At 71.2% G+C, this 10,098-nt stretch carries 10 protein-coding genes; 7 read left to right on the top strand and 3 right to left on the bottom strand.

Annotated features, from left to right (window positions below; genetic code table 11):
- Nucleotides 1-15: 15 nt before the first annotated feature.
- The 5 genes from AL2_RS30640 (at nt 16) to AL2_RS30620 (ending at nt 6,388) form a co-directional block, all read left to right on the top strand.
- Entirely contained in the window at nt 16-1,668 is a 1,653-nt protein-coding gene (locus AL2_RS30640) for a PhpK family radical SAM P-methyltransferase (protein WP_067639793.1), read from the top strand.
- 20 nt (nt 1,669-1,688) lie between these two features.
- The gene (locus AL2_RS30635) at nt 1,689-4,334 is read left to right on the top strand and encodes an AAA family ATPase (protein ID WP_067639791.1); all 2,646 of its coding nucleotides are present in this window, start codon (nt 1,689-1,691) and stop codon (nt 4,332-4,334) included.
- Nucleotides 4,335-4,434: 100 nt separating this feature from the next.
- Nucleotides 4,435-4,809 (top strand): nuclear transport factor 2 family protein, encoded by a 375-nt coding sequence (locus AL2_RS30630; RefSeq protein WP_067639789.1) that lies wholly within the window; start codon nt 4,435-4,437, stop codon nt 4,807-4,809.
- 20 nt (nt 4,810-4,829) lie between these two features.
- On the top strand, nt 4,830-5,906 hold the full coding sequence (locus tag AL2_RS30625; protein ID WP_067639787.1) for a branched-chain amino acid aminotransferase: 1,077 nt from the start codon (nt 4,830-4,832) through the stop codon (nt 5,904-5,906).
- A gap of 65 nt (nt 5,907-5,971) precedes the next feature.
- The gene (locus tag AL2_RS30620) at nt 5,972-6,388 is read left to right on the top strand and encodes a cold-shock protein (protein ID WP_067639839.1); all 417 of its coding nucleotides are present in this window, start codon (nt 5,972-5,974) and stop codon (nt 6,386-6,388) included.
- A 60-nt stretch (nt 6,389-6,448) separates the two neighbouring features.
- Here AL2_RS30620 and AL2_RS30615 read toward each other — a convergent pair whose 3' ends face one another.
- From AL2_RS30615 to AL2_RS37765, 3 genes are all read right to left on the bottom strand, one after another.
- Nucleotides 6,449-6,682 carry an MbtH family protein gene (locus tag AL2_RS30615; protein ID WP_067639783.1) on the bottom strand — a complete coding sequence of 78 codons (234 nt, stop codon included), beginning with the start codon at nt 6,680-6,682 and terminating at the stop codon, nt 6,449-6,451.
- A 62-nt stretch (nt 6,683-6,744) separates the two neighbouring features.
- Nucleotides 6,745-7,680 (bottom strand): ParB/RepB/Spo0J family partition protein, encoded by a 936-nt coding sequence (locus tag AL2_RS30610; RefSeq protein WP_210748724.1) that lies wholly within the window; start codon nt 7,678-7,680, stop codon nt 6,745-6,747.
- A 257-nt stretch (nt 7,681-7,937) separates the two neighbouring features.
- A complete protein-coding gene (locus AL2_RS37765) occupies nt 7,938-8,084 on the bottom strand; it encodes a hypothetical protein (protein ID WP_157438458.1) in 147 nt (48 codons plus the stop codon).
- Nucleotides 8,085-8,341: 257 nt separating this feature from the next.
- Between AL2_RS37765 and AL2_RS30605 the strand changes: the two genes are divergently transcribed.
- Both AL2_RS30605 and AL2_RS30600 read left to right on the top strand, forming a co-directional pair.
- Complete coding sequence (locus AL2_RS30605; protein ID WP_067639782.1) at nt 8,342-9,322, top strand: ATP-binding cassette domain-containing protein; 981 nt, start codon at nt 8,342-8,344, stop codon at nt 9,320-9,322.
- On the top strand, nt 9,322-10,092 hold the full coding sequence (locus AL2_RS30600) for an ABC transporter permease (protein ID WP_067639781.1): 771 nt from the start codon (nt 9,322-9,324) through the stop codon (nt 10,090-10,092). Before AL2_RS30605 ends, AL2_RS30600 begins: the two co-directional genes overlap by 1 nt.
- The last annotated feature ends 6 nt before the right edge of the window (nt 10,093-10,098 follow it).

Below are 10,098 nucleotides of genomic sequence, written 5' to 3'. Positions count from 1 at the left end.
ACGAGGGAAGAATTCATGAATGCACCGCTCGACTGCGTGGTCATCGGGTATAACGAGGGAGATTTCCAGGACTATCGCGCGATGTGCGAGGGCAGCGGCGCGGGGTCGCCGACCCTGCAGATTTACAGCAAAGAGTATCTGGAGGTCGACGGCCTCCCGATGTCCTGGATGGACGGGCTGAGCGCCCTGCGGAACAAGGCGACCGGACGCGACGACCGTTACCATGTGGGCGAGGTGCACAACCTCGCCGGCCTCTATCTCAGCAGTTTCCTCCGCGGGGCCGGCCTGACCGCCGAGGCGATCTCGCTGTTCAGCGCCGAGCAGGAACGGCTCGCCGAACTGCTGGCCCGCGGCCCGCGCGTCGTGGCCGTGACGACGACGTTCTACGTCAACATCATGCCCGTGCTGCCCGTCGTCGACTTCGTCCGGCGGTACTCGCCGGACTCGCACATCGTCGTCGGCGGCCCGCTGATCGACAACCTGTGCGCGGACGGCGTCACCGGGATGGCCCAGGACCTGCTCCACGGCATGGGCGCCGACAGCTACATCGTGGAGTCCCAGGGGGAGGCCGCGCTCGCCGAACTGTGCCGGGCGCTCGCCGCCGGCCGCCCGCTCGCGTCCATCCCGAACCTCGTGACCTGCGCGGACGGCGGCACCTGGACCGCCGGCCCGCGCACCCCCGAGGCCAACGACCTCGACGCCTGCGCGATCGACTGGTCCGGTTTCAGCCGGGAGCAGATCGGCGTCACGGCCCAGACCCGCACCGCGCGCAGCTGCGCGTTCAAGTGCAGCTTCTGCGACTACCCCATGCGCGCGGGCGCCCTGACCACGGCCTCCGTGGAGACGGTGCGGCACGAGCTGAGGTCGCTGGCCGAACTCGGCGTCAAGACCCTCGTGTTCGTGGACGACACCTTCAACGTCCCGCCCAAGCGGTTCAAGGAACTGTGCAAGATGATGATCGAGGAGGACCTCGGCCTCAACTGGTACTCCTACTTCCGCTGCTCGAACGCCCGCGACGAGGAGACCTTCGACCTCGCCCAGCAGAGCGGCTGCCGCGGCGTCTTCCTCGGCATCGAGTCCGGCGACCCGAGCATCCTCGCCAACATGAACAAGCTGGCGCAGGACGACCAGTACCGCACCGGCGTCGCCCGGCTCAAGGAACGCGGCATCACCACGTTCGCGTCCATCATCGTCGGCTTTCCCGGGGAGAACGACCGGACGATGCAGAACACGATCGACTTCCTCAACGAGACCGCGCCGACCTTCTGGCGGGCGCAGCCGTGGTGGGGAAATACGCGCGCCCCGGTCTACAAGAACAGGGAACTGTGGGATATCAAGGGCGCGGCGTACGACTGGTCGCATAAGACGATGACCGCGCGCGAAGCCGCGAACTGGTGCGACGTCATGTTCGAGAAGGTCACCGAGTCGGTGTGGCTTCCGCTGTACGACTTCGACTTCTGGGCGCTGCCCTATCTGGAGGGAAAGGGGCTCGGCGTGGACGAACTCGTGCCGATTCTGGGCATCTCCCAGTCCATCATGCGGGAACGGGACTCGGCCGTCCCCGACCAGGTGCGCATCAAATCGCTGAACGAGGAGCTCTTCCGCGCCGTCGCCGCTCTCGACATGGCCCCGGCGCGCTTCTCCTTCGCACCGGCGGCGTCGGCCTGACCGGCGGAACCGGCGGACCGGTGGCCGAGCTGGGGCCGGACGAGGCGCTCGCGTCCCTGCGCGAGCGCCTCGCGGACGACCGCGCGGGGGAGGGGCGGCTGGTCCTCGTCAGCGGCGGCGTCGCGTGCGGGAAGACCGTGCTGCTCGGCGGCCTCCTCGACGCCGCCGCCCGGGACGGCGTGTGCGCGCTGAGCGCCACCGGCGCGGCGGACGAGCGGGAACTCGCCTTCGGCGTCATCGACCAGCTGGTCAGCGGGCCGGGGCTGCCCCAGGCCGCGGCGGAGGAGGCCGGGCGCGTCATCGAGGCCTTCCACGGCGCGGCGCTCTGCGCGCACTCCGCCGCCGAGGTGCCGCCGGCCGCCGCGCACCTGGTCCGGCGGCTCGCCCAGGTGCTGCTGAGGCCGGCCCGCGAACAGCCGGTGGTCATCGCCGTCGACGACGTCCATCTCGCGGACCGCGCCTCGGTGCTGCTGCTCCAGCACCTCCAGCGCAGGCTCCGCTCGGCACGGCTGACGATCGTCGTCAGCGTCCGCGAACGTCCGGGCGCGGCGGGCCGGGACCTGCCGTTCACCCGGCACGCGCACCACCACGTCCGGCTGGCGCCGCTGTCCGGGGCCGCCGTGCGCGACCGGCTCCGCGACCGGCTCGGCGAGCGCGTCGGCGACCCCCTGGCGGCCCGGGTCCACGCGCTCAGCGCAGGCATTCCCATGCTGGTCGACGCCCTGATCGAGGACTACCTCGGCAGCGGCGCCATCGGCGCGCCGGCGCCCGCCGGGGCGTTCGCCGCGGCCGTGCTCTCCTACCTGGACCGCTGGGACCCGCCGCTGCGCGAGGCGGCCGGCGCGATCGCCGTCTTCGGCCCGGGGTCCTCGCCCCCGGTCATCGCCGGCCTGGCGCGGATCCCGCCCGGCGCCGCCGAGGCGGCGGCCGAGGCGCTGACCGGCTCCGGGCTGCTGGCCGGCGGCCGGTTCCGGCACGCCGCCGTCGAGGCGGCCGTCCTCGGCGGGCTCGCGCCGGAGACGCGGGCGGCGGCCCACCGGCGGGCGGCCGAGTTGAAGGCGCAGCGGGCGGCGCCGCCGCGGGAGGTGGCCGCGCACCTGCTCGCCGCCGGCTCCGGGGCGGGGCGCTGGGCGGTGGCGGCGCTGCTGCGGGCCGCGGAGCAGGCCACCGCGGGCGACGCGGCCGATTTCGGCAGGCAGTGCCTCGACCTGGCGCTCGCCTCGGCGGCCACGGACGGCGACCGGCGGCCGATCCTGCGATCGCTGGCCCGGAGCACCTGGCGCGTGAGCCCGTCCGCCGGCGGGTTCTATCTCGACGCGCTCCTGGAACTGCCGCCGGAGGGCCCGGCGCCGGCGGCCGACGCCGCCGCCATCGCGCGCAGGGCAATCTGGCAGGGGGACGAGGCGGCCTGCCGGGACGCGTGGCAGGCCGCGGCCGGCCAGGGCGGCGCCCGCACCGGGACCGGGCTCCGGCTCGCCTACGAGTGGTGGTTCGGACCCGCCGGCCCCGCGCTGCCCGGCCCCGTCCAGGAGGACGACCCCTGGCGGTCCACCGCGACGGAGCTGTCGCGCATCTGGCGCCAGTCCGGGAACGAGGCGTCCACGGCCGCGGCCGAGCGGATCCTCAGCGGCTGCCGGCTCGCGGACGACACCCTCGAAGCGCTGCTGACCGCGCTCCTCGCGCTCGTCTACGCCGGCCGGACCGACGAGGCCGAGACCTGGTGGTGCTCCCTGCGGGCCGAGGCCGCCCGGCGCGGCGCGGCGACCTGGCAGGCGGCGCTCACCGGCATGTGGTCCGGAGCCGCCATGCGCGCGGGCGACCCCGGCCACGCGGCCGACCTGGCCCGGGAGGCGCTGAGCCTGCTGCCGGACCAGGACTGGGGGCCGGCGATCTGCGACCCGCTCGGCACGCTGCTCCTCGCGTACACGGCGGAGGGCGCGTACGACCGCGCCGCCGCCGTCCTTGCCCGGCACGTCCCGGAGGGGATGTACGGGACGGTCGCCGGCATCCGGTACGTCCGGGCGCGCGGCCAGTACCACCTGGCCACCGGGCAGCTCCTCGCGGCGGTCGGCGACTTCCAGGAGTGCCGGCGGATGCTCGCCGCCCGGGGCGCCGACCTGCCGGTCATCGCCCCGTGGCGCGCGGACCTGGCCGCCGCGCACCTCGAACTCGGCGACCTCGGCGCCGCGCGGGACCTCGCCGTCCGGCAGCTGGACCTGGCGGCCGAGACCGACGCCTACACCCGCGGACTGTCCCTGCGGGTGCTCGCGCTCGCCGGGGAGCCCGCCGGCCTGGGGACGGGCCTCGGGCGGGCCGCCGGGAAGTTCGCCGAGAGCGGCGACCGGTGGGAGGCGCGCCGGACCGCCCGGATGCTGGAGCGGTCCGGGCGGCGCGAGACCGGGGCCGAGGCCGGCGAGCGGGCTGAGCGGGCCGGCGGCGCGGAATCGATCAGTGAGGCCGAGATGCGCGTCGCGGAACTCGCCGCGCTCGGCCTGACGAACCAGGAGATCAGCGGCGACCTGCGCATCACGGTCAGCACCGTCGAGCAGCACCTCACCCGCGTCTACCGCAAGCTCGGAATACGGAGCCGAACCTTTCTGGCGGCCGAACTCGGCGCCGCGCGGATCCGGCCCGGCCGCCGATTGACGGACGTCGGCGAGCCCTGATGTAGTGACGTCGTCAGGCGGCAATTCGCGAAATGGGTTGCGGAGGATCGGCATTTTCGACGCCCATTTTCCATCGACCTCCGAGATAGGAAATCCGCCCATGCTGAACCAGCCCCAGGAAACCGACCTGGAAGAAGCGGCCGTCCGCGAGTACTACCGGCTGGTCGACGCCGGCGACGTCGACGGGCTGCTCGACCTGTTCGCCGACGACGCCGTCTACAGCCGTCCCGGCCACCCCGTCATGCGCGGACGCGCCGACCTGGCCGTGTTCTACGGCGGCGGACGCGTCATCGACCGCGGCCGCCACACGCTGGACCGGGTCGTGGCGCACGGCTCCCAGATCGCGGTCACCGGCGCCTTCGCGGGCGTCCTGAAGGACGGCACCGAGGTCGACCTCCGCTTCGCCGACTTCTTCGTCTTCGGCGGCGCGCGGATCGCCCGGCGGGACACCTATTTCTTCACGCCGCTGGTGTAGCCGGAAGCGGGAGGTCTGAAATGCTCACGAGTTCTGATTCCCCACGCGCGGAGACGGGCCCCGGATCGTTCGCGTTCGGCACGGCGTTCACCGACCACATGGTCTCGCTGGAATGGACCGCCGACCGCGGCTGGCACGGCATGTCGCTGCAGCCGCACGCGCCGCTCGTCCTGGACCCGGCCATGATCGGCCTGCACTACGGGCAGGTCGTCTTCGAGGGCCTGAAGGCGCACCGCGTGCCCGGCGGCGTCGCCGTCTTCCGGCCGGAGGCGCACGCCGCCCGGCTGCGCGCGTCCGCCCGCAGGCTCATGATGCCGGAGCTGCCCGAGGCCGACTTCCTGGCGGCGGTGGACGCGCTCGTCGGCGCGGACCAGCGGGCACTCCCCGACGACCCGGGCGTCAGCATGTACCTGCGTCCGATCATCTTCGCGACCGAGCGCACGCTGGCCCTGCGTCCCGCGCGCGAGTACCGCTTCCTGCTCATGGCCTTCCTCACCGAGGGCTACTTCGGGTCCGGGCAGCGTCCGGTCACCGTCTGGGTCACCGAGGAGTTCTCGCGCGCCGCGCCCGGCGGCACCGGATCCGCCAAGTGCGCCGGCAACTACGCCGGTTCGCTCATGGCCCAGGAGGCGGCCAGGGAGCGGGGCTGCGACCAGGTCGTCTGGCTCGACCCGGTGGAACGCCGCTGGGTCGAGGAGATGGGCGGAATGAATCTGTTCTTCGTCCACGGCGCCGGGCCGGACGCGCGTGTGGTGACGCCGCCGCTGAACGGCAGCCTGCTGCCCGGCGTGACCCGGGACTCGATCCTGCGCCTCGCGCCCGCGCTCGGCGTCCCGGCCGCGGAGGAGGCGGTGAGCCTCGACGGCTGGCGCGCCGGATGCGAATCCGGGGAGATCAGCGAGGTGTTCGCGTGCGGCACGGCCGCCCGCATCACCGCCGTCGGCGAGGTGAGATCCGAGGAGGGCGGCTGGACGGTCGGCGACGGGTCGCCGGGCGAGGTGACGGGCCGGCTCTTCGACGCGCTCTCCGGCGTGCAGGCCGGACGGCTGCCGGACCGGCACGGCTGGCTGCGGAGGGTGCGGGCGTCCGAGCGGTAGGAGCCGCTACATTTCGAGAGGACGCGTATACGCTCGACTTGCTGGGTGGATGTGGGTGGTCTGTGGTGACTAGAGGATCGGTCGTATCGTTCGACCGGATCAAGGGGTACGGGTTCGTGGCACCCGAATCCGGTGGCGAGGACGTCTTCGTCCACGTCAACGACCTGCTCGTGGACAAGAGCCTGATGTTCCCGGGGCAGGTCGTGGAGTTCGTCATGGACGAGGGTGACCGGGGGCCGAAGGCGTCCAGGGTCACGGTGGTGTCGCGGGACGCCGCCCCGGCGCGGCAGGACGCGCGCCAGCTCCGGACGGAGCCGTCGGACGGCGACGACCTGTGCGACGTGCTCTCGGCGAGAGAGTTCGAGCGCGAGCTGACGGAGGCGCTGCTCCATGCCGTCCCGTCCCTGTCGGGAGCGCAGATTCTCGACGTGCGGGAGCGGGTGGTGGTGCTGGCGCAGTCCCACGGCTGGGTGGACCGCTGAGAACACCGAAGGCCTGGTTCGCTTGATCGTCGAGCGGACCAGGCCTTTTCGCCGCCCTTTTCAGGGGGTGCCGTTCTCGCCTTCCGCCGCCATGGCCAGCCGGAGGCTTTTGGGGCGCATGTCGGTCCATGTCCTCTCGACATAGTCCAGGCATTCCGCGCGGCCGTCCTCGCCGAAAACGATCCGCCAGCCGTCCGGGACCTCGGCGAAGGCCGGCCACAGCGAGTACTGCTCTTCTTCGTTGACGAGCACGAAGAACCTGCCGGACTCGTCGTCGAATGGGTTTGTGCTCATAGCGTCTCCCGTTATCGGAATATGAGTTCGGTGAGCTCAGATTACCGGCGTAATGCGCCGGATCACGAGGTCGCCTGAACGCGCCGGTCCAGGGCCAGGGCGAAACTGCGCCAGTCCTCGGAGCGCTGCCGCGCCATCTCGGCCACCGCCGGCGCGCAATGGCTGGGCACGCTGTCGGCGATCGAGACCCATTCGTCCGGGTCGCTGCCGAGGGCCTCGAGCCAGCGCAGGAGCGTGCGGCCCGACTCGGAGAAGCGCAGTGAGGGGTCGGTGCGCAGCCGGCTGAGCGCGATCGTCGGCGGCCGCCGTGCCGGCCCCCCGGTCCGGACGGGCGCCTCGCCGGCGGCGGCGCCCCTGTTCTCCCGCTGCTTCGGCGGAACGGGGTCCTCGCCGCGCAGCAGCCTGTTCCGGACGTCCTTGGCGGTGGTCGCGGAGATCTGCGCGAGCCGCGCGACCTCGCGGGTGGTGGCGTTCGGGTTCTGCCGGAACAACTCGCTGGCGCGCAGCCGCCCCTGCATCGAGCTGAGCGGGTAGGTCTCGTTGTCGCGGCCGATGCGGGCGGCGGGCTGCGGGAGGTTGTCGCCCTCCCGGCGCCGGATGGCGCCGACCGTCTTGTCGGAGATGCCGACCAGCGCGGCGATCGCACGGTCGGACCATTCCGGGTGGTAATTGATGATGCGCAGTGCCGCGTTCTTCCGGTCGGCGAGCGTCAGCGGCAGCCCGTGCGCGCTGTTGAGCCGGACCGACATCACGAAGGCTTCGCGCTCGTCGCCGTCGAAATACCGGACGTAGATGGACGTGGCGCCGCGGCGCTGCGCCGCGCGGAGCCGGTGCATGCCGTCGATCACTCGCAGAGTGTTACGATGCACCAGAATAGGCGGGAGTTCGGTATCGGCTTCCGACAGCACCTGAATATGCTCGTCGACTTGCGCGAGCCGCGGTGAGTTCGCCGGCAGGAGTTCGGCGATGAGGACCTCGACGGTGTCGCTGTCGCGCACCTCTCGAAGGATCGCCCTCCCGGTGGCCCCGTCCTCCGGAAACGAACTGACGGATGTAATGCTCAATGCAGCCCCCTGTTCTCGTGGAACATCCCGGAGCCCTAAGGCGAGCTGGTCTTGGTCCCTGCCCGCCTCGGCCACGATGAGTAAAACAGGGACCACTGCGGTCCGCGATACCACCGGGGCGTCTCAGCAACGATTGAGCGGTGAGTTGTATACGGGGATACGACTTTCGTCGTATACCGGCGCGGTCGCGCTCACTTCACCGCGATCGGCCGCCGGTCGGTTTCGAAACGGCACAGAGTGATCATCGCCGCACGCCCAGTATCCATCCGCAGGTAGCGCGCTTCAATGCCGGAATGGTCCGCCGGCGGCGCGCTCGGTCGGCTGCGGAATATCCGCATGCGGCCTTCTCGGCAGGGCCGGCCGATACTGCCGGACTTAGTGACATGCCATAATCCCGATCCCGACGGTCCCTAACCCGGCCGGTCGTAGTGACGTGCCGGAGCGGTGCGTACGCTCAGCTTATGCAGCATTCCACGGGGCGTCACCCGGTGGCCGCAACTCTCATAAAGCTCTGGTGTCACCCGAATTCGGCCGTGGTACCGTCTGCGCCTTCACTGATTTCCTCCGCACCGCATGAGAAGGTGAGGACCGCTAAATGGCCATCGCGTCATCGGGCAACGCGATCGAGGTAGCCGGGCTCAGAAAGTCGTTCGGCAAGCAGACGGTGCTCGACGGTATCGATTTCGAGGTTCCGGCCGGCACCGTCTTCTCATTGCTCGGGCCCAACGGAGCCGGCAAGACGACGACCGTGCAGATATTGACCACTCTCATCGGCGCCGACGCCGGCCGCGTGCGCGTCGCGGGCCACGACGTGGTGAAGGAACCGCGCGCCGTGCGCGCGGCGATCGGCGTGACCGGCCAGTTCTCCGCCGTCGACAAGCTGCTCACCGGCGAGGAGAACCTGCTCCTGATGGCGGATCTCGCGCATCTGGGCAGGCAGGAGGGGCGGGCGAGAACGACCGCGCTGCTGGAGCGGTTCGACCTCGCCGACGCCGCCGGCAAGGCCGCCGCGAACTACTCGGGCGGGATGAAGCGGCGGCTCGACCTGGCGATGAGCCTGATGGGGCGGCCGGCGATCATCTTCCTCGACGAGCCGACGACCGGCCTCGACCCGCGCAGCCGGCGCACGATGTGGCAGATCGTCCAGGAGCTGGTGGACGACGGGACCACGATCTTCCTGACCACCCAGATGCTGGAGGAGGCCGACCGGCTCGCGCACCGGATCGCGATGCTGGACGGCGGGAGGCTGGTCGCGGAGGGCACGCCGCAGGAGCTGAAGAAGCTGGTGCCGGGCGGCCACGTGACGCTGACGTTCGCCGACGCCGGGAGCCTGGACGCCGCGCTCCGCGTCCTCGGCGACCTGCCGTGCGATCGCGACATGTTCTCGGTGGACGTGCCCAGCGACGGCAGTGTCGCGTCGCTCAAGGAACTGCTGGACCGGTTCGGCGACCGGTCCGTCGAAGTCGACCACCTCTCCATCCATTCCCCGGATCTCGACGACGTCTTCTTCGCCGTCACCGATCGGGGCGCCGGCGAACCCGCCGGTGAGCCCGACGCGCAGAAAGCGGCCATGTGATGAGCGCCCTCGCCTTCGCGGTGTCCGATTCGACGACGATGACCCGCCGGGTGCTCAAGCACACGATGCGCAACCCGTCGACCCTGCTCATGTCGATCATGCTCCCGCTCATAATCCTGCTGCTGCTGAACTACGGGATCGGCGGCGCGCTCAACACCGGCGACATCAAGTACATCGACTACCTGATCCCCGGAATCATCATGATGGGCGCCGGATATTCGGCCAGTGCCACCGCGGTCGCCGTGAGCAGCGACATGAACGAGGGCATCATCGACCGATTCCGGACCCTTTCCATCTCCCGCGGCTCGATCCTCATCGGGCACGTCGCCGGCAACACCCTCCGCACCGCGGTCGGCATCGCCGTGGTCGTCCTCGCCGGTCTGGGCATGGGCTTCCGCCCCGCCGGCGGCGCGGCGAGCCTGCTGGAGGCGGCCGGCCTCGTGGTGCTGCTGCTGTTCACCGTCTCCTGGCTCGCGACCGCGATCGGACTCGCCGCGCAGAACACGTCGTCGGCCGCGAGCGTCGCGTCGCTCATCTCGATGCTGCCGTTCCTCAGCGGCGCCTTCGCACCGACCGACACGATGCCGGGCTGGCTGCGGACGTTCACAGAGAACCAGCCGATGACGCACATCATCGACGCGCTGCGCGGCCTCATGATGGACACCCCGGTCGGCAGTCACGGCTGGATCTCCGTGGTCTGGTGCGCCGGAATCACGGTCTTCGGATATCTGTGGGCAAAATCGGTTTTCGGCAAGAAGACCGTGCGATGACGTCAG

The sequence above is a fragment of the Actinomadura latina NBRC 106108 genome, assembly GCF_001552195.1.
Taxonomy (GTDB): domain Bacteria; phylum Actinomycetota; class Actinomycetes; order Streptosporangiales; family Streptosporangiaceae; genus Spirillospora; species Spirillospora latina.
Note: the sequence above shows the minus strand (reverse complement) of the source record. Positions and strands in the feature narration are given on the sequence as shown.

What these genes read in the sequence shown, in the direction of transcription:
- AL2_RS30640 (WP_067639793.1), top strand. Translation starts at nt 16, where the DNA reads ATGAATGCACCGCTCGACTGCGTGGTCATCGGGTATAACGAGGGAGAT.
- AL2_RS37765 (WP_157438458.1), bottom strand. Translation starts at nt 8,084, where the DNA reads ATGCGGATATTCCGCAGCCGACCGAGCGCGCCGCCGGCGGACCATTCC.
- AL2_RS30625 (WP_067639787.1), top strand. Translation starts at nt 4,830, where the DNA reads ATGCTCACGAGTTCTGATTCCCCACGCGCGGAGACGGGCCCCGGATCG.
- AL2_RS30600 (WP_067639781.1), top strand. Translation starts at nt 9,322, where the DNA reads ATGAGCGCCCTCGCCTTCGCGGTGTCCGATTCGACGACGATGACCCGC.
- AL2_RS30605 (WP_067639782.1), top strand. Translation starts at nt 8,342, where the DNA reads ATGGCCATCGCGTCATCGGGCAACGCGATCGAGGTAGCCGGGCTCAGA.
- AL2_RS30630 (WP_067639789.1), top strand. Translation starts at nt 4,435, where the DNA reads ATGCTGAACCAGCCCCAGGAAACCGACCTGGAAGAAGCGGCCGTCCGC.
- AL2_RS30615 (WP_067639783.1), bottom strand. Translation starts at nt 6,682, where the DNA reads ATGAGCACAAACCCATTCGACGACGAGTCCGGCAGGTTCTTCGTGCTC.